This window comes from Tellurirhabdus rosea, from assembly GCF_026278345.1.
In the GTDB taxonomy this organism is placed as follows: Bacteria; Bacteroidota; Bacteroidia; order Cytophagales; family Spirosomataceae; genus Tellurirhabdus; species Tellurirhabdus rosea.
On the sequence record NZ_CP111085.1, the window covers coordinates 4,515,272 to 4,533,535 of the forward strand.

At 59.2% G+C, this 18,264-nt stretch carries 20 protein-coding genes and 1 pseudogene; 14 read left to right on the forward strand and 7 right to left on the reverse strand.

All coding sequences use genetic code 11. The annotated features are described in order from the left end of the window. Nucleotide 1 precedes the first annotated feature (1 nt). From ORG26_RS19160 to ORG26_RS19195, 8 genes and pseudogenes are all read left to right on the forward strand, one after another. Complete coding sequence (locus ORG26_RS19160; RefSeq protein ID WP_266364641.1) at nt 2–919, forward strand: helix-turn-helix domain-containing protein; 918 nt, start codon at nt 2–4, stop codon at nt 917–919. Nucleotides 920–970: 51 nt separating this feature from the next. Next, entirely contained in the window at nt 971–2,131 is a 1,161-nt protein-coding gene (locus ORG26_RS19165; protein WP_266364643.1) for a glycoside hydrolase family 43 protein, read from the forward strand. 295 nt (nt 2,132–2,426) lie between these two features. Further along, nucleotides 2,427–2,588: pseudogene (locus ORG26_RS23610) on the forward strand (NAD(P)-dependent alcohol dehydrogenase); the annotation flags it as partial. Nucleotides 2,589–2,782: 194 nt separating this feature from the next. Continuing rightward, entirely contained in the window at nt 2,783–3,193 is a 411-nt protein-coding gene (locus ORG26_RS19175; RefSeq protein ID WP_266364645.1) for a (R)-mandelonitrile lyase, read from the forward strand. Between the two features lie 35 nt (nt 3,194–3,228). Continuing rightward, nucleotides 3,229–3,879: a (2Fe-2S)-binding protein gene (locus ORG26_RS19180; protein ID WP_266364647.1), complete on the forward strand. Its 651-nt coding sequence runs from the start codon at nt 3,229–3,231 to the stop codon at nt 3,877–3,879. Then, a complete protein-coding gene (locus tag ORG26_RS19185) occupies nt 3,876–4,910 on the forward strand; it encodes an FAD binding domain-containing protein (protein ID WP_266364649.1) in 1,035 nt (344 codons plus the stop codon). Before ORG26_RS19180 ends, ORG26_RS19185 begins: the two co-directional genes overlap by 4 nt. A 3-nt stretch (nt 4,911–4,913) precedes the next feature. Next, nucleotides 4,914–7,154, forward strand: coding sequence for a xanthine dehydrogenase family protein molybdopterin-binding subunit (locus ORG26_RS19190; RefSeq protein ID WP_266364651.1), 2,241 nt, complete (start codon nt 4,914–4,916; stop codon nt 7,152–7,154). 11 nt (nt 7,155–7,165) lie between these two features. Continuing rightward, nucleotides 7,166–7,741, forward strand: a complete 576-nt coding sequence (locus tag ORG26_RS19195) for a sugar O-acetyltransferase (RefSeq protein ID WP_266364653.1) — start codon at nt 7,166–7,168, stop codon at nt 7,739–7,741. 15 nt (nt 7,742–7,756) lie between these two features. Here the strand turns inward: ORG26_RS19195 and ORG26_RS19200 are convergent, their stop codons facing one another. The 3 genes from ORG26_RS19200 to ORG26_RS19210 form a co-directional block, all read right to left on the reverse strand. Beyond that, nucleotides 7,757–8,656, reverse strand: coding sequence for a helix-turn-helix domain-containing protein (locus tag ORG26_RS19200; RefSeq protein WP_266364655.1), 900 nt, complete (start codon nt 8,654–8,656; stop codon nt 7,757–7,759). A gap of 104 nt (nt 8,657–8,760) precedes the next feature. After that, complete coding sequence (locus tag ORG26_RS19205) at nt 8,761–9,891, reverse strand: DUF6544 family protein (protein ID WP_266364657.1); 1,131 nt, start codon at nt 9,889–9,891, stop codon at nt 8,761–8,763. A gap of 109 nt (nt 9,892–10,000) precedes the next feature. After that, nucleotides 10,001–10,483 (reverse strand): response regulator, encoded by a 483-nt coding sequence (locus ORG26_RS19210; RefSeq protein ID WP_266364659.1) that lies wholly within the window; start codon nt 10,481–10,483, stop codon nt 10,001–10,003. Nucleotides 10,484–10,620: 137 nt separating this feature from the next. On the opposite strand from ORG26_RS19210, the gene ORG26_RS19215 reads away from it, so the two are divergent. Further along, nucleotides 10,621–11,001, forward strand: coding sequence for a hypothetical protein (locus ORG26_RS19215; RefSeq protein WP_266364661.1), 381 nt, complete (start codon nt 10,621–10,623; stop codon nt 10,999–11,001). Nucleotides 11,002–11,355: 354 nt separating this feature from the next. Here ORG26_RS19215 and ORG26_RS19220 read toward each other — a convergent pair whose 3' ends face one another. After that, nucleotides 11,356–11,574, reverse strand: coding sequence for a hypothetical protein (locus tag ORG26_RS19220; protein ID WP_266364663.1), 219 nt, complete (start codon nt 11,572–11,574; stop codon nt 11,356–11,358). Nucleotides 11,575–11,686: 112 nt separating this feature from the next. On the opposite strand from ORG26_RS19220, the gene ORG26_RS19225 reads away from it, so the two are divergent. Further along, nucleotides 11,687–12,529: an MBL fold metallo-hydrolase gene (locus tag ORG26_RS19225; protein WP_266364665.1), complete on the forward strand. Its 843-nt coding sequence runs from the start codon at nt 11,687–11,689 to the stop codon at nt 12,527–12,529. Between the two features lie 15 nt (nt 12,530–12,544). Further along, nucleotides 12,545–13,249 (forward strand): Nif3-like dinuclear metal center hexameric protein, encoded by a 705-nt coding sequence (locus ORG26_RS19230; protein ID WP_266364667.1) that lies wholly within the window; start codon nt 12,545–12,547, stop codon nt 13,247–13,249. Between the two features lie 158 nt (nt 13,250–13,407). On the opposite strand, the gene hemF is transcribed toward ORG26_RS19230, so the two are convergent. Together hemF and ORG26_RS19240 are read right to left on the reverse strand one after the other, a co-directional pair. Then, a complete protein-coding gene (gene hemF, locus ORG26_RS19235; RefSeq protein WP_266364669.1) occupies nt 13,408–14,334 on the reverse strand; it encodes an oxygen-dependent coproporphyrinogen oxidase in 927 nt (308 codons plus the stop codon). Between the two features lie 119 nt (nt 14,335–14,453). After that, entirely contained in the window at nt 14,454–15,077 is a 624-nt protein-coding gene (locus tag ORG26_RS19240) for an RNA-binding domain-containing protein (RefSeq protein WP_266364671.1), read from the reverse strand. 73 nt (nt 15,078–15,150) lie between these two features. On the opposite strand from ORG26_RS19240, the gene aac(6') reads away from it, so the two are divergent. The 3 genes from aac(6') (at nt 15,151) to ORG26_RS19255 (ending at nt 17,656) form a co-directional block, all read left to right on the forward strand. Continuing rightward, complete coding sequence (aac(6'), locus tag ORG26_RS19245; RefSeq protein WP_266364673.1) at nt 15,151–15,591, forward strand: aminoglycoside 6'-N-acetyltransferase; 441 nt, start codon at nt 15,151–15,153, stop codon at nt 15,589–15,591. 357 nt (nt 15,592–15,948) lie between these two features. After that, nucleotides 15,949–17,355 (forward strand): glycoside hydrolase family 140 protein, encoded by a 1,407-nt coding sequence (locus ORG26_RS19250; protein WP_266364675.1) that lies wholly within the window; start codon nt 15,949–15,951, stop codon nt 17,353–17,355. 61 nt (nt 17,356–17,416) lie between these two features. Next, a complete protein-coding gene (locus ORG26_RS19255; RefSeq protein WP_266364677.1) occupies nt 17,417–17,656 on the forward strand; it encodes a hypothetical protein in 240 nt (79 codons plus the stop codon). A 15-nt stretch (nt 17,657–17,671) separates the two neighbouring features. Here the strand turns inward: ORG26_RS19255 and ORG26_RS19260 are convergent, their stop codons facing one another. Next, nucleotides 17,672–18,232, reverse strand: a complete 561-nt coding sequence (locus ORG26_RS19260; protein WP_266364679.1) for a hypothetical protein — start codon at nt 18,230–18,232, stop codon at nt 17,672–17,674. Between the last annotated feature and the right edge of the window lie 32 nt (nt 18,233–18,264).

Sequence of the window (18,264 nt, forward strand, 5' to 3'; positions counted from 1 at the left end):
GATGTCAACCGAGTCGCCATACCGAATCCAGTCCATTGCCGAATACCACCAGTTTGCGGGTCTTCCCAAACCAGTCCACCCGCTCGTCAGCGTGGTCCGGTTCGAGGAGGTGAAACCCCGCAATCCGGACCGGCCCAAGAGCATCGTCAACCATTTTTATTCGATTGCGCTGAAGCGGAATTTCAGCGGCCGGATGAGGTACGGGCAGCAGCAGTATGATTTCGACGAAGGCGTGATGGTCTTTCTGGCCCCCGGTCAGGTGCTGGCCGTTTCGGCCGAGGCGTCGCATGAGCATACGGGCTGGCTGCTGATGATTCACCCGGATTTTTTGTGGAATACGCCCCTAGCCAGGCAAATCCGGCAGTACGACTACTTCGACTATTCCATTCGGGAAGCCCTGTTTTTGTCGGAGAAGGAAGAAGCGCTGATCGTGGGCATCATTCAGCAGGTGGAGCGGGAATACAGGGAGCCGATTGACTCATTCAGTCAGAACATCATCGTCGCGCACCTGAACGTACTGCTTCAGTATGCCGACCGGTTCTACCAGCGTCAGTTTATCACGCGCCGGATTTCCAACCACAAAATCCTCGACCGGTTTGAGGCCGTTCTGGAGGCTTATTTCGCCGGCGAGGCGCTGGAACAAACCGGTTTGCCGACGGTCGGGTATCTGGCCGAACAGCTCAGCGTGTCGCCGACTTACCTGAGTAGTGTACTGAAGACGGTAACGGGCCAGAACACCCAGCAGCACATCCACGACAAACTCATCGAGAAGGCCAAAGAGAAACTTTCGACGACCGACTTATCGGTCAGCGAAGTGGCGTATCTGCTGGGTTTCGAGCACCCGCAGTCATTCAGCAAACTATTCAAGAGCAAGACAAATGTGACGCCCCTGGAATTCCGACATTCGTTCCTGTCCTGAGAGATGCCGACCTAAACGGTAAATTAGCGTAGCTTTCGCCCTTTTGTCAGCATGAAACATGTACTGCTCCTTTTCTGCTTAACCGCACTGTCTTTCCACTCTCTCACGGCCCAGACCACCCAAAGCGTGGCCCGGGCCAAAACCACCTATTCCAACCCCTTGAACGTACAGTTTGGCGACCCTTACGTGCTCTACACCGGCGGGACGTATTACATGTACGGCACGGGGGCCGGAGCCGATAAGGGATTTGCCGCCTATTCTTCCAAAGACCTGGTCAGCTGGAAGCCGGAAGGGCAGGTTTATTTTCACGACAACAAAAACGGGTGGAGTGATCCCAAAGCCAGTTGGGGCGGGGCGTACTGGGCCCCCGAGGTGTACGAAGTAAAGGGCAAATTTTACCTTTTTTACAGCGCCCAGTGGAAGGTCAACCCGAACCGGGAAGTCGAGAATTTCCGGATTGGCGTAGCCGTAGCGGACAAGCCCACCGGCCCCTTCGTGGACCTGACCAGCAAGCCGATTTTTGACCCCGGCTATCCCATCATTGACGCCAATGTGTTTTTTGATTCCAATGGCAGAACCTACCTGTACTACTCCCGCGCGGCCTACAAACACCCCGTGGAAAGCGAAATCGCGGACTGGGCGCGGCAGAAAGGCTGGTACAAGGAAATTGAAGAAAGCTGGGTGTACGGCGTAGAACTCAAGCCTGATTTTTCCGGAACCATCGGCCAGCCGGTGCTGCTGCTGCGGCCCCCGGTCCGGCTGAACGATAAACAGGCCGAGTGGGAAAGCCGGTCCGTCACCGCCCGCGAAGTGAACCGGCGCTGGACGGAGGGCTCCGTGACGTTTAAGAAAGACGGGACCTACTACATGATGTATTCGGCCAATTACTTCGGCGGTCAGCATTACGCCGTCGGGTACGCGACGGCCGCTTCCCCGCTGGGGCCGTACAAAAAAGCCGCCAATAACCCGGTATTGCAGAAAAATACGGCCCAGGGCGGTACCGTAACGGGCACGGGCCACAACAGCATCACCTATTCGCCCGACGGCAAGGAAATGTTCTGCGTCTACCACGGCAGAACCACCCGGACGGGCGAGGAACGCGTGGTGTTTATCGACCGGATGGAGGTGAAAGCGGGCCGTATTACCGTCTCCGGACCGACCACCACCCCGCAGAAACTGCCGTCGGTCTCCGCCCCGCGCCCCGGCAAATGACCCTTCGTTAACCCCCTTATCCCGCTGCCGAACGTCCCTGAAAGAGCCCGCCCCCGCTCGTTCAGGGACGTTTATTTTTCATTATTCATCATTCACCCGCCCCTTACCTCGATTACGGATATTCCTACCAGTTTTACCGATAGAGAACCGCACGGGAAGAGAATCAAATACCTTTGATTAAGCAACCCGTGGCAGAACTGGAACCAGAGCCTGACGGCGAACGAGCCTCTTTACGGCGTCTGATTTCCTGAAAGCCGCCAGTCTATCCAACCTGATTCAAAAAAGATAATCCGTTGTGATCGCAGCCAAAGGATACGCCGCCCAGGCGAAGGAAACCGATTTGGCCCCCTGGAATTTTGACCGTCGTGAAGTAGGGCCTCACGATGTGCAGTTCGATATTCTCTACTGCGGGGTCTGCCACTCTGACCTCCACGTCATCAGGGATGAGTGGGGAGGGACCCTCTCATTCATCAGGCCTACGACCGCATGGTGAAGGGCGACGTGCGCTACCGCTTTGTGATCGACATGGCGACACTGTAAGCGCCCGGCCATTTAGACACCCACTTTACAGCGATGAAAACATCCGTTAAAGCGGTAAGTCAGGCACTTACCCTGTTAATCTGGCTTTTTTGGGGAATAACCAATACGCTCATGGCACAGACAGACAAACCCGCGGGTACCCCGCAGCCCAGTCGTGGCCCGGCCACCAGTTTCAGTGGAATCGTCTGGGTAAAAACGCTGGTTCCGGCCAACGACCAGACCGATTGCATCGTCAGCGAAGTCGCTTTTGACCCGAAAGCCCGGACGTTCTGGCACTCGCATCCCAACGGTCAGATTCTGGTGGTGAAGCAGGGAAACTGCTATTATCAGGAAAAAGGGAAACCCGTTCAGATCATCCGGGAAGGGGAGGCCGTCAACATTGCGCCGAACGTGGTGCACTGGCACGGAGCCGGTCCCCAAAACAAAATGACGCATATTGCCATTAATCCAAATGTGAGCAAAGGCGGTGCCGTTACCTGGTTACAGGCCGTTACGGACGAAGAATATAAGGCCGCTCATTAATTCAGACCGGGCATTGCCCAGAAAAATCCGGCATTATGGAACAGACGGAAAATCAAGGGGGGCAATCAGGGCAGACTGATTCATCCCGGCGGACTTTTTTAAAACAATCCTCCGCCCTGGCGGCGCTGGCGATGACACCCCCCGCCGCCCTGACCGCGGTGGACAACGGGCTGGACGAAAGAGTCGCCGCCGCCTTCGAGCGGCCGACGTTCCAGCAGATGCCGCTTCAGGTGACCATCAACGGCAAAGTGCAGCAGCTGAGCATCGAACCGCGCGTTACGCTGCTGGACCTGCTGCGCGAACAACTGCACCTGACGGGCACCAAAAAAGGCTGCGACCACGGCCAGTGCGGGGCCTGCACGGTCCACCTCGACGGGCAGCGGGTCAACGCCTGCCTGACGCTGGCCCTGACCACCGAAGGCAGCGAAGTCACGACGATCGAAGGGCTGGCCGACGGCGACCGGCTTCACCCCATGCAGGAGGCGTTTATCAAACACGACGGCTTCCAGTGCGGCTACTGCACGCCCGGACAGATTATGTCGGCCGTGGCCTGCATCCGGGAAGGCCACGCCGACAATCCCGATCAGATACGGGAGTACATGAGCGGCAACATCTGCCGCTGCGGCGCGTATGCCAATATTGTCGAGGCGATTATGGACGTAAAAGAGGGAGGGAAAAAGGTATGAATCCGTTTCTATTTACGCGGGTCACGACCCCGCAGGCCGCTATTGCCGCTATGGCCAAAGAAAGCGGGACGTACTTTCTGGCGGGCGGTACCAACCTGATCGACCTCATGAAACGCGGGGTGATCATTCCCGAACGGCTGATCGACATTAACAAACTGCCGCTGGCAACGATCGAGAAAACGGCGACCGGCCTCCGCATCGGGGCCATGGCCAAAAATTCAACCGTGGCCGAACACGCCCTCGTGAAGAATCATTTTCCGCTGCTGTCGATGGCTCTCAACGCGGGCGCGTCGGCGCAGCTGCGCAACATGGCGACCGTGGGCGGCAACATGATGCAGCGCACCCGCTGCTCGTATTTTTACGACCCCTCGATGCCCTGCAACAAACGCAGCCCCGTGCAGGCGGGCGGCGCGGCGGCCCGGGTGGACAAGGGGCAGCCCAACGGCCCGACGGGCTGCGGAGCCCTCGGCGGCTACAACCGGATGCACGCCATCTTCGGGGCCTCCAGTAAATGCATTGCTGTTCATCCCAGCGATATGTGCATTGCCCTGGCGGCTCTCGACGCCACCGTCAACGTATCCGGTCCCAAAGGCAACCGGACAATTCCGTTCCGCGACTTTCACCGGCTTCCCGGCGACACGCCCCAGAAAGACAATACGCTGCTGCCGGGCGAGCTGATTCTGTCGGTGGACCTACCCACGAACGGTTTCGCCGACCATTCGCACTACCTGAAAGTGCGCGACAGGGCTTCCTACGCCTTTGCTTTGGTGTCGGTGGGCGTCGGGGTGCAGCTCAGGCGCAATACCATCGAAGACATCCGGCTGGCGATGGGCGGGGTGGCGCATAAACCCTGGCGACTGACCGGAGCGGAGGATTTTCTGCGCGGCAAACCCGCCACGGAAGCCAATTTCAAACAGGCCGCCCAGCTGGCCATGACCGGCGCGAAGGGCTACGGCGAAAACGATTTTAAACTGGCGCTGGCCCCCAACGCCATTGTCGAGGCCCTCAGAACCGCCACCCAAACCGCCTGACCCATGACGAACGATACGAAAAATCCACCCATTGACCGGGTCGACGGGCGCATGAAAGTGACCGGCGGCGCCCGATATTTCGCCGATTTTGAGCTGCCCAACATGGCCTACTGCGTTCTGGTCGGCAGCGAGATTGGCCGGGGTTCCATCGCCAGCCTCGACACCAGACGGGCGCAGAACGCACCGGGCGTACTGGGCGTGTTTACGCACCAGAATATGCCGCCCATTCCGGGCTGGGACGCGCCGGTCGGCGGGGAGGCCGATGGGCCAGCGCCAAAGCCCAAAACAGAGGAAACGTACCGGATTCTGAGCAGTCCCAAAATCCTGTTCGACGGGCAGCCCATTGCGCTGGTAGTCGCCGACAGCTACGAGCGGGCCACCCACGCGGCTTCGCTGGTACGGGCGACCTACACCCGGCAGGCCGCCCGCACCGACCTGCGGAAGCACGTGGCCGAAGGCATTGCTCCCGGCCGACCCGGTCGTTCCGGGGATTATGTGCGGGGCAAAGCGGACGGGTACAAAGAAGCGCCGGTTACGCTGGAAGCCCACTACACCATTCCGACCGAGGTGCATAACCCGATGGAACTGCACGGTATTCTGGCTCACTGGACCGGCCCGGATAGCCTCATGATCTACGCCAAAACGCAGGGCGTCAACGCTACCCAGCAGGCAATGGCACAGGCGTTCAAGCTCGACCCGAAAAACATCCACGTCCATACCGAATTCATGGGCGGCGGCTTCGGCATGGGCCTGCGCACTTGGCCGCAGGAAACGGCGGTGGTGGCGGTGGCCCGCAAAATCGGTCGGCCGCTGAAGCTGGTCGTCACCCGCCAGCAGATGTTTACGCTGGTTGGACATCGTCCCTATACCGTGCAGACCATTCAGATGGGAGCCGACCGGGACGGAAAGCTGGTCGGCATCGCCCACGCAGCAACGGCGGAAACGGCCAGCTACGAAGACTTTACCGAAGCCACCGTCAACATGACCAAGTTCATGTACGCCTGCCCCCACGTGAGCACCCGGTACCGCATCGTGCGGCTCGACCGGAGTGTGCCCATCTGGATGCGCGGACCGGGCGAAGCGACGGGCGCCTTCGCGCTCGAATCGGCGATGGACGAAATGGCCTACAAACTGGGCATCGACCCCATCGACTTCCGCCTGCGGAATTATACCGAAACCGACCCCGAACACAACCGGCCTTATTCGAGTAAACACCTTCGGGAAGCCTACCAGAAAGGAGCCGAGGCCATCGGCTGGACGGACCGCAAACCCCAGCCGGGCAGTGTGCGCCAGGGCGACTGGCTGGTGGGCTATGGCATGAGCACAGGTACGTTCAACGCCTTCCGGTGGGAGGCCAGCGCACGGGCCTTGCTAAACGCCGACGGGTCGCTGACGGTGCAAAGCGCCGTGACCGACATCGGGCCGGGCACCGGCACCGCCCTGACGGTGATTGCCCACAACGTGCTGGGCGTCCCGGTGAACCGGATCAAAGTGGCCTACGGCGATACGTCGCTGCCGAAAGCCCCCACGCAGGGCGGCTCGGCCATTGTGTCGGCGGTCGGCTCGGCGGTGTTCGAGGTGTGTACGGCCATCAGAAATACGCTCGTCGAACTGGCTACCAAAGCGGGCGGGCCGCTGGCGGGCAGGAAGGCCGACGAACTGACGCTGGCCGACGGGCAGCTTTTCGTCGAAAAAGACCCGGCTAAACGGGTGGCCGTCAGCGACCTGATGCGGACAAACAACCTGACGGTGATCGACAAAAGCGGCGACTCGAAGGGCGGGCCCAATCAGGCAAAGTACTCCATGTATTCGTTCTCGGTGCATTTCGTGCAGGTACGGGTCAACCCGCTGACGGGCGTCGTGCGCGTCACCAAAGCCGTCAGCGTGGCCGATTCGGGGCGGATTGTCTCTCCCAAAACGGCCGCCAGCCAGATGATCGGCGGGGTTGCGGGCGGCATCGGCATGGCCCTGACCGAAGAAGCCGTCATCGACCACCGGTTTGGCCGCTTTGTCAACAATAACCTGGGCGATTACCACGTGCCCGTCCACGCCGACGTCCCGGCCATCGAAACGATTTTCATCGACAAACCCGACCCGATCATCAACCCGATGGGCGCGAAGGGGATGGGAGAAATTGCGTTGATCGGCTTTGCCGGGGCCGTCGCCAATGCGGTCTTCAACGCCACCGGCCAGCGCATCCGCGAGCTGCCCATTACCCCGGATAAGCTCCTGCGGACGACTTAATCAGACAGCCTATGCCCGACGAATCAGCAACTGCCGATATTTTTCAGCGACTACAGGCGGGGGAGCCTCTCCGCCGGGATGACCCCGAGTACCCGAAGTTCGGCGAAGCCGTGGCGCACACCATTCGCTTATGTGTCGAGATGAACGCGGCGGCGACCGATGTGGATGCGGTCCGCGCCCGGCTCAGCGTCATCATCGGCACGGAGATCGACGCTTCCACCACGATTTTTCCGCCCTTTTATACCAATTTTGGCCGATTTACGCGGCTGGGGAAAAACATCTTCATCAACCACGACTGTTCTTTTGTGGACATTGGCGGCATCACGGTGGAAGATGACGTACTGATCGGCCCCAAAGTGAGCCTCATTACCGAAAACCATCCGCTGGACCCCGCCGACCGCAAAACGCTCCTGCTCAAGCCCATTGTGATCCGCCGGAATGCCTGGATTGGGGCCGGTGCTACCATCCTGCCGGGCGTAACGGTGGGCGAAAACTCGGTCGTGGCCGCGGGTGCGGTCGTCAATCGGGACGTTCCTCCCAATACGGTGGTGGCCGGAGTTCCGGCGAAGGTGGTCAGGACGCTTTGACGGGCGGAACCCGGATCAGTTGAGCTTTGACTGGAGCCCCCGGTATTCGTTGGGAGCCATGCCCACTTTCTGCTTGAAGAACCGGGTGAAATGCTGCGGGTACTTGAAACCCAGCTCGTAGGAGATTTCGCTGACCGACTTGCTGGGGTCAAACATCCGTTCTTTAGCCAGATCGATGAGGTGAAGCTGGATGTATTCCAGGGCGGATTTGCCGGTTTCCTTTTTGATTAAATCACCAAAATAATTGGGCGACAGGTTGAGGGCGTCCGCAAAGTAGGCAACGCCGGGCAGGCCGTTCGTTTTCAGCTTGTCGCTCCATAAATACTCCTTCAGTTCTTCTTCAAACTGCCCGATGATGCCGTGATTCACGTGCTCACGGGTGATAAACTGGCGGTCATAAAAACGGGAGCAATATTTCAGCAGCAGTTCCAGGTTGGCGACCAGCAGTTTTTTGCTATGCCGGTCGATGGTCTGGCTGATTTCCGCGGTGATGTTCCCAAAGCAGTTATCCAGAGTCGCCCGCTCCGCATCCGAGAGGTGTAAGGCCTCGTTGGACTGGTAGCTGAAAAAGGAATACTCGTAGATCTGTCGGCCCAGACTAGTGCCTTTGATGAGGTCGGGGTGAAAAATGAGCGCCTTTCCGTACGGCTGGTGCAGTTCGCCCTCGGGTTCGCTGCCCATGACCTGCCCCGGACCAATAAACACCACCGTGCCCTCCGAATAGTCGTAGTACTGGTTGCCGTACCGCAGATCGCCACAGTTGGTTTCCTTGATGATGACGGCATAAAAATCCAGCCGGAAGCGGGTTCGTTTCAAGGGACCGGCCTTATCGAGATGGACCAGATTGATCAGCGGATGCAGGGTCCTGTTGTTGAACGTCTCGCTGTATTTCCGGATGGTATCGTAGATGATCATGGCCCTTTCTTTCTCAAAACTACCAATCCGAACGCCGGGTTATTCCGCTACCCGTAAAAGTGGTAGGGAAAACCGTAAAATGTATACAGCCGGGCGCACGCGGATCAGTAAAGGACCGGGCGGTTGTAGTCCAGTGCTTCAATGGTGAGCTTGAACCAGGTAAAGTCGCCGGATTTCAACTTCCAGGTGGCCGCGCCTTCGGTGGGAATCCGGATTCCCCCGCTCAGCGTTTTGAACGTATCCCCGCGGGTTGTCCAGGTTTCGAGCGAATAGTTTCCGTTCTGCTCCATGTACCGTCTGGCTTCAAAACCGGCGACGTCGCCCGCTTCGTTGAAGTGGAAAGTTCCCGAGGCCGTAACAGACCCGTAACTCATGGTCGCCCGCGCCGACCGGCCGTCCAGGGCTTCCCAGCGGAGGTAGGGATGCAGGGCCGCGGTCGGAAACCAGATGATCTCGCTCAGGTAACGGAGCAGGGTGCCCTGGTCCACCTCGTTGCCCCGGGCGTCAGCCACCGGCACCAGCGACAGCAGCTTGATCGTCATGTTGCCGTGCCCGTCGCGGTACAGGTCCCGGCCGGTCATCTCCAGCAGGGGAGCCATCCGGACCTGCGTTTTCCAGACAAAACCCGGCTGGTCGACGGTAAAATACTGCTCGGCTTCGACCGGCATCCAGTTGCCGTCGCTTTTGGTCCGCATCAGGCCCCGCTGCTTCAGCCGGACGGTGTGGATGAACGGTTTTCCCACCACGTTGGCCCGTTCGAGCCAGGTCCGCACGACCGGAGGCAGTTCGCTGAGCATTTCGGTAGTGACAAGCCGGGATGCGGGTGCATCGGCTTCCTGTTCCAGCAGGGTCTGCGCTTCGGCCCGGGCCGACTCCTCAAAGCGCCAGTTGGCGAGAGAAACCGCGGCGACAAGCAGAATCAGCAGGTTGGCGGCCGTTCCGGCTTTGGCGTCGGGCCAGTACAGTATCACCAGCAGTTGGGAAACAACGGCCACCGGGAGGGCGATCATCCACCAGCTTTCCCGTTTCAGCAAAAAACTGCCCGCGGCCGCCAGAAAAGCGAGGCAGGTGACGAGCCAGAGCAGCCCAACGGCTTTGGACGCCTGCTCGCCAAGCGGGAAAATCGTTTTGCCGGAAAATTCGGCGAGGCGGCTCAGGCCCCAGGCCTGCGTAAAACCGATGAGGTGGATCAGGCCGTGGACGACCAGCAGAAAAGCAAACAAGAGGCGGATCATGGCAATCGGGCAGTTTGGAAACGTCCCAAGATTACCGTCTTCTTCCCGCCCGTGCCTTGATTGCCCTCAAAAAAGAAAGTGATTTGTCTCAGAACAAACGGTCGGAGGTTTATGGCCTGCGTTTCCGGCTCAGCCACTGCCCGTTTACGTCGTGAATGCAGTCGAGCCAGGCCGAAAAGCTGGAAGGTTTGACCACGTACGCGTTGGAGCCGTTGGCAAACGCGGCGGTAATGTCCTCCTGATCGTCGGAGGCCGTCAGCATGATAATCGGGGTCTGGCTCAGCGGCGTGGTTTTGCGGCGGATCGCTTCGAGGAGCAGCAGGCTGTCGTCGCGCCAGGGGGTATAAAGGTCAAGCAGGATAAGCAGCGGGTAATCGCCGCCGGCCCGTTCGCATTCTTCCAGGTAAAGGGTCGCCTGCTGGACGGTCGTGGCCAGCACCAGTTCCACGGCCGGAGCACTTTTCCGGAAGGCCAGTTGAATAAACACCCATTGATCGGTATTGTCTTCCACAACCAGTACACAGCCCTGTTTGGTCAGGGGACTGCTGGCGGCGGTATTCCTCTTTTCCCACATAGTGAACGCTCGGCACATATCCGGAGAAGTAACGGGTTGTTGGGAGGGAAAGTTCGAAAACAGAGCCGCTGGGCCAAATCCTCACTGTCCTTCCGCATTCCTTCCCGGCCCCGCATACAGGTGGTTGTATGGGCAAACCTTAAACAGATACGATTATGGGATTTGGATTTGAGTTGGTTCTGTTTGTCCTGGTTATTTTGCTTTTTCTGGGATTCATCATTTTTCGCTATAGTCGGAAGGGGGCCATGGCGGCTCCAACCAACCGCGACCCGCGCGGCACGGCCTTTCTCCGCTGGCTGCTGCCGGCGCTTGGAGTCGGACTGGTGGCGCTGATTGCGATCAACCTCCAGTTCTGCCATCAGCAGCAGAATACGAGGATGGAAAAAAACACACGGGAGAATAATTCACTGGATAACGTCGGCAAAGGCGAGAACGAAGACAACCACCAGGGAGCGGGCGATAACCACCGCGACGACGCTCCGGGTAACTCGGGAGCCAAAGGCGCCGAGTCCGAAAAAGAGGACAGAGATCAGTAACGGAGATCCGGCAGAAAAAAAGAAAAGTCCCCGGAAACACCTGTCTGGGGACTTTTACTGCCATTTTTCTCTGTCCTACCTGCCTTGCCTACACCTACCGTAGCGCAGACAAGGCTGGAAAAAAGGCCGGCACAATCGTGTGCACCGAACTTTCCGATTGATCACTTATTTGCAAGCGAGATTTTAAGTATTGCTACGTCAACCTTCGACCTGCGCCTAAGTGAAGCTTCGGGATAGACCCTCGGCTTTACCTATAACGCAAAATCTCGTCTGACAGTCTACTAGTCTACAGATTAATTTCGCTAGTTGGTTTCCGCACCCCAAAACGGGCGCACCGACCGGCGGAAGGCTTTCTCAAAACGTTTCCCGGTCCGTTGGCGGCGGTAAATTTTTAAGCTGCTTTCTTGTCTGATAATTACAAGGACCGTGCCAGAAAATTTTACCAGAATTAAAAAAGGATTTAAACTGAAATGGGCTGCTGTGTTCTGCAAAACTAGCTTTTTTCTCAATCTGATGCGGACTTGTCGGAAAATAAATGATGCCGAACGGAGCGGTCAACCAGCCGGAATTCATACATATCAACGTTTTTGTGTCTGACAAAGCGACTTTGGCGACAACGGGAAACGGGCCGTCGCACGTTTTTAAGCGGATTTTCCTTGCTTTGCCGCTAAATCCAGACAAGTCCATGCAACTCAAAACCCTCGACACCGGCTTCTTCAAACTTGACGGAGGCGCTATGTTTGGCGTAGTGCCCAAAACGCTTTGGAACAAACAGAATCCGGCCGACGAACGTAACCTTTGTACCTGGGCCATGCGCTGCCTGCTGATCGAAGCGGGCGACCGGCTCGTGCTGGTCGATACCGGCATCGGCCGCAAACAGGACGAGAAATTTTTCAGTCACTACGACCTCCACGGCGAGGCTTCGCTAGCCGATTCCATCCGGAACGCAGGGTACACCGAAACCGACATCACGGACGTGCTGCTGACTCACCTGCACTTCGACCACGTCGGCGGCGCGGTCGTGCGGCAGGGCGACCGGCTGCTGCCCGCTTTTCCGAATGCCATCTTCTGGTCGCACTCCGCGCACTGGCAATGGGCCACGGCCCCCAATCCCCGCGAGAAGGCTTCTTTTCTGCGCGAAAACCTGCTGCCGCTGCAGGAAAGCGGGCAACTCCGGTTTATCGACACGGACGGCTTTGCGCTGCCCGGAACGGAATTACTGCATGTGGACGGGCATACCGAAAAAATGACGCTTCCCAAACTCCAGGTCAACGGCCGGATGGTGCTGTACGCCGCCGATCTGATTCCGTCCGCCGCCCACGTGCCGCTGCCCTGGGTGATGAGCTACGATGTGCGTCCGCTGCTGACGATGCAGGAGAAAGAAGCCGTGCTGAAGCAGGCCGCCGCCGAAAACTGGATTCTGGTTTTTGAGCACGACCCCACAACCGAAGCGGCCACCGTGGAGTTAACCGAAAAAGGCGTGCGGGTCAAAGACCGCGGCCGCCTCGCCGATCTGATCGGCGGTTGACCAAACGGCGCAGCGATGGAGGAGGTAGTGGCGTTTCTGAGTACGTATTTTTCGGTCCGCAGCTTTGCGCCCGACGAGCAGGGCGGGGTGTATCGCGCCGGCCATCGGCCCCTCCGGCGGCTGGCGGTGGCGCTGGAGCCTTCCGCCCGGCTCTATGAACGGCTCCGGACGGCCCCGCCGGATGCGCTCTGGCTGCACCGGCCCTGGAAACTGGATCTGCGCCAGTTGCCGCCGGACGTGCCGGTCCTGTACCACCACCTGCCGTTTGACGAAACCCTGACGCTCGGGCACAACACCCCGCTGGCGGACGTTCTCCGCCTGACAGAAGTGGCCGAACTGGGGTATAAACAGGCAGAAGGGCTGCCGCCGCGCGCCATCGGGATGCTCGGCGACGCCCCCCGGCAGTCGCTGCAAACCTGGCAGACGCAGCTGACCCGGCACTTCGGCGGACTGGATTCGCTCACCGGCGACCCCGACTGTCCGGTGGACCGGATTGCGGTGGTCGGGGCCATGAACGAGGCCCTCGTCCGGGAGGCGGCCGAACGGGGTGCGAAGCTGTACATCACCGGCCAGTGGCGACAGCCCGCTCGTAAAGCCGTGGAGCAGACCGGTATGGCCGTCGCCGCCATCGGACACCTGCGAAGCGAGGAATGGGGCCTCCGGACGCTGGCGGACGTGCTGCACCGGGCTTTCCCGAACCTAAAAATCGAGTTGGATTAGCCCACGGTTTTAACCGTGGGTCCAAACGGTTTTAACCGTGGGTTCAAACGGTTGAAACCGTGGGCCACGAGCCGTTGAAAGGCGGTTTTCAACCGCTTCAGCGGTTTATGATTAATCCCGGGAAATGGCCGCGTTTTCTGGTAAAACCGGCCCCACAGTTAGCCCAAAGGGTTCAACCAGTCCACGCCCTTCTTCAGCCCCAGAAGCGTTTCTTCTTCCCGACTGCCGGGCTGTGGTTTGTAATCGTAGGCCCAGTTGGCCTGCGGTGGCATGCTCATCAGGATGGACTCCGTACGGCCGTTGCTTTCCAGCCCGAATTTGGTGCCCCGGTCCCAGACGAGGTTAAACTCCACGTACCGGCCGCGCCGCAGCAGCTGCCATTGTTTTTCGGCTTCGCCAAAGGGCAGGTCGCGGTTCTGGCGCATAAAATGCGTGTAAATCGGAGCAAACGCGTCCCCCACACTCTGCACGTAGGCAAAGATCGCCTCTTTCGAAAACTCCTCCGACGGTTTCTGGTAATCGAAGAAAATGCCCCCGACGCCCCGGGTTTCGTCGCGGTGTTTGAGGTAGAAATAATCGTCGGCCCAGGCTTTGTGCTTGGCGTAAAAATCCGGATGGTGGCGGTCGCAGACGGTTTTGAGCTGCTGATGAAACCACCGGGCATCCTGGCGGTCGAGGTAGTGCGGCGTCAGGTCGATGCCGCCGCCGAACCAATTGATGCCGTTGCTCAGTTCAAAATACCGGACGTTCATGTGAATAATGGGCACCATCGGACTGCGCGGGTGGAGCACAATGGATACGCCGGTCGCGTAAAAATCGACGGGCTCGGTCACGTTCATCTGCCGCCGCGTCGCCTCGGACGCCGGCCCGTGAACGGCGGAAAACAGCACGCCGCCTTTTTCGATCACGGCGCCTTCCTGCAGAATTCGCGTCCGGCCGCCGCCGCCTTCGGCCCGTTCCCAGAGGTCTTCCTGAAAGCGGGCACCGCCGTCGGTTTCTTCCAGCGCGGCACAGATGCGATCCTGGAGACCGGTGAAAAATTGGGTAATGGTTTGTTTGTCGGGAGGTGTTTCGGTTGAGATCATACCTGGTAAACGGCAAAGTCGGTCGCCGCAGCGACGCCATGATGGGGACAAAGGTCGCAAAAATTTCGCAGCGCAGCGGCACCGACCCGGCCGACGTGCCGGTTCGCCCGGATAAAAAATCAGTCCGACACTTTCAGCGAGAACTGCACGGGCCGCGTCCGGTCCACCATCAGCAGCAAACCCTGTTCGGTCAGTTGCCGCAGAAGTTTCAGCGCCCGGGCATCCGAAATGTTGACCAGCTGCGCAAACCGCTTGGCCGTAATGTGCTCATTTTTACGCAGAAACTGAATCAGATTCCGGACGTTGGACGACTGCATGAGCTGGGCATCCGGCCCTTCGCCCGTCAGAATCAGCTTGTTGGTGGGCACCGATTTGTCTTTGGCGCGGACGTAAATCGTGCGCTGACCCCGTTCGTCGACGGCCTGGTGCGGCTTGTCCTCGCTTTCCGGCACGCGGATGACCAGCACCCGTTTACCCTCGGCAATCACGACTTCGTAACTGACGGCAATCGGCGGGTCAACAAAAAAATCGGTCGCCTTCTCCAGTTTCTGAATTTCGCGGTACTCCGACTCAATGCCCGCCACTTTTCCGTCGTCCGCGATACCGACCAGCAGGAGACCGCCCGCCGTATTCGAAAAAGCGGTGAGGGTTCGGGCGATGCGGTGCGCGGAGTGAATCGTCACCTTAAATTCGAGCCGGGAGCCTTCTCCCTGAGCAATCAGGTCCGCAATGCTTTCTTTCATACAGGACAAACTAACACCCAATGGGCTTGTTTGCGTAAACTTACAATCAAAAACCAAATCAGGACACGCCGCCATGACCATCCGTTCCGCTACTGCCGCTGATCTGCCCGCCTGGTATACGCTCCGCCGCCAGTTATGGAGCGATGCCGATCCGTCTGACTGGCTGGCCGAAATGGCCGGTTTTCTGCAAAACGACCGCATCCATGTGCTGCTGGCCGAAACGGCCGACGGCCTGCTGGTGGGTTTTCTGGAAGCGGGCCTGCGCGACTATGCCGAGGGCTGCGAGAGCAGTCCGGTCGGGTACATCGAAGGCTGGTTCGTGGCCGATCCGTTCCGGAGGCAGGGGATAGGGGCGGCGCTCGTGCGGGCGGCGGAAACCTGGGCGCGCCAGCTGGGCTGCACCGAAATGGCCTCGGATGTCGAACTGGATAATGCCGTCAGCCTGCGGGCGCACGCGGCCCTGGGGTACGACGAAGTGGAGCGCCTTGTCTGCTTCCGGAAGTCGATTAACTAGACAGGTACACTCTTTATTTGTCTGGAGAAGCTGCCTTTTTGCTGAACAGAGCCTTGCGGAGTCCCGCGGACGTGATTTTTGTCAGACACAGTTTTAAGACGATTTTCATTTCTTCACTACATCCATAGACTAATTTTGTAATGTCAACGGTCGGGAAATTTAAAGGCCGACCGTGACGGGATTCCGTATCAGGCCGACAGGCCGCACATCGTAACTTTACTCAACGTTCATGAAAACAGGCGCCTCGGTGCCGGGCCGTTCGGGAAACCGGACGGCCTTTTTATTTGCCCCGGCCGGTTTAGTATTTTCCCGCGGAACCCTGCTTTTGGAAGGAGTACCTTAACGATACTACTCTGCATGAAAAAAGCCTTCCTGACGGCCGGCCTGCTGGCCCTTTTTCTGACCGGCTCGGCACAATCGCCTTTTGACAACGGACGCCTTAAAATTTCTGCCAACCAGCGCTACCTCGTTCATTCCAAAAACAACAAACCGTTTTTCTGGCTGGGCGATACGGCCTGGGAGCTTTTCCACCGCCTTTCCCGCGAAGAGGCCGACCGCTACCTGAAACGCCGCGCGGAGCAGGGCTTTACGGTCATTCAGGCCGTGGCCCTGGCCGAACTCGACGGCCTGAACAGCCCCAATGCCAACGGCGATAAACCCCTGATCGACAACGACCCGACCAAACCCAACGACGCGTATTTCCGGCACGTCGATTATGTCATTGACGCCGCCGCCCGGAACGGACTGGCCATCGGCCTGCTACCGACCTGGGGCGACAAGCTGAATAAATCGACCTGGGGCAAAGGCCCCGAAATCTTCACGCCTGAAAATGCCCGGGCTTACGGCCGCTGGATCGGCGCCCGCTACAAAAACCGCGAGAACGTCATCTGGATTCTGGGCGGCGACCGCAACCCGCGCGAGGGTTCGCAGGACGTGGCCGTCTGGCGGGCGATGGCGGAAGGCGTGGCCGAGGGCGTCGGCGGACACGACAAGGCGCTGATGACCTACCACCCGCAGCCCAACGGCATGCAGGACGGCGGCTCGTCGAAGTGGTTCCATACCGACAACTGGCTCGATTTCAACATGCTCCAGAACGGGCACTGCCGCGATACCGAAACCTACGACAAAATCACCTTTGCCTATAACCGCACACCGGCCAAGCCCGTCATCGACGGCGAACCGCTGTACGAAGACCACCCGGTCTGCTTCAACGCGAAGGACTTGGGAACGTCCAACGCCCACGACGTGCGCCGCTACGCCTACCTCGACCTGTTTGCCGGGGCGTTCGGCCATACCTACGGCTGCCACGACATCTGGCAGATGTACGCCCCCGGCCGCGAACCAGTCAACGGCCCGCACATGGCTTGGCACGAGGCCCTCGAACTGCCCGCCGCCAACCAGATGCGGGCCGTCCGGAGCCTGATGGAATCCCGGCCGATGGAAGAACGCGTGCCCGACCAGTCGCTGCTGGTGGAGGCCAGCAACGGCCCCGCCGACCGGATTCAGGCCACCCGCGGGAAGGACTACGCCTTTATTTACTCGGCCGCCGGTCGGCCGTTTACGGTCAACATGGGCAAAATCGGCGGTCGGGAGGTGATTGCCAATTGGTTCGACCCGCGCACGGGCAAGACGCAGCCAGCCGGGACCTTTGCCAATACCGGGCAGCAGAAGTTCGCGCCGCCCCGCAGCGGGTACGGGCAGGACTGGGTGCTGATGCTGGATAATTCGGCCCTGCAGTCGGCGATGCCGGTGGCGACAAAATAAGACCGACAAACAAAGATTATTCGGGGCGGGTTATTCGGCCGTAACCATTACGAACAATGTTATGAAAATCAAAGCGAAGATGACCATGCTGGCGCTGGCGGCCTTTCTGGCTACCGGGGCGGTCGGGTGTCAGTCGAAAACCGAACAGAAAGCCGACGAAGTGACGGACGATTATAAGGATGTTGAAGAAGCGAAGGCCGAAGGCGACAGCAGCGAAATCCGGGAGGAGCGCCAGGAACTGGAAGAATCCCGTCAGGACTACCGCGAGATGGCCAAAGACTCGACCAAACGGCAGGATTAATTGAAGCCCGGCTCCTCAAGGCCGGGCTTTTTCATGGCTGGCAACCGGTTCCGCACGGGGTTGAACTTCCACTTTGACGATCCGGTTCAGCACGGTTCCGTCGTCGAGCTGGCGTTCGGGGAAGTAATGAATGCGCACCGGCAGGCCGTCCCGAAAAAGAAAATTGTCCGGGTTGTTGAAATCGCTGGCATCCCGGGAGCGGTAATAGCCAAAGGAAACGGCCCCGACCCGAAAGCCTTCGTAATGGAGCCGGTTGTTTTTGCCGTTGCGCCGTTCGGTCCATTTCCGCTCCCAATGCCCCGTCAGCGTGCCCTCGGCCACCGCGCACTGCCCCGTCGTGAGCGCTTTGGTCAGCCGGGAATGGTCCCAGTACGGCAGGGCCACCGGAACAATCACGGCAAGGGCGGCAAAGACCAGCAGGAAATACCGCCCGGCGGACGACGAACGCGAAAAGGCAAAGCAGAGCACCGCCAGCAGCGCCAGCCCAAACGGCAGTACCAGCGACCGCCAGTCCAGCGGCGGCCGCGTCGAGACATCGAAAAGCGTGGTGTAGGACATCGTGCGGAAAGCAAACAAGGGTGGCCTGTCCGGTTGAAGCAGCCGGACGG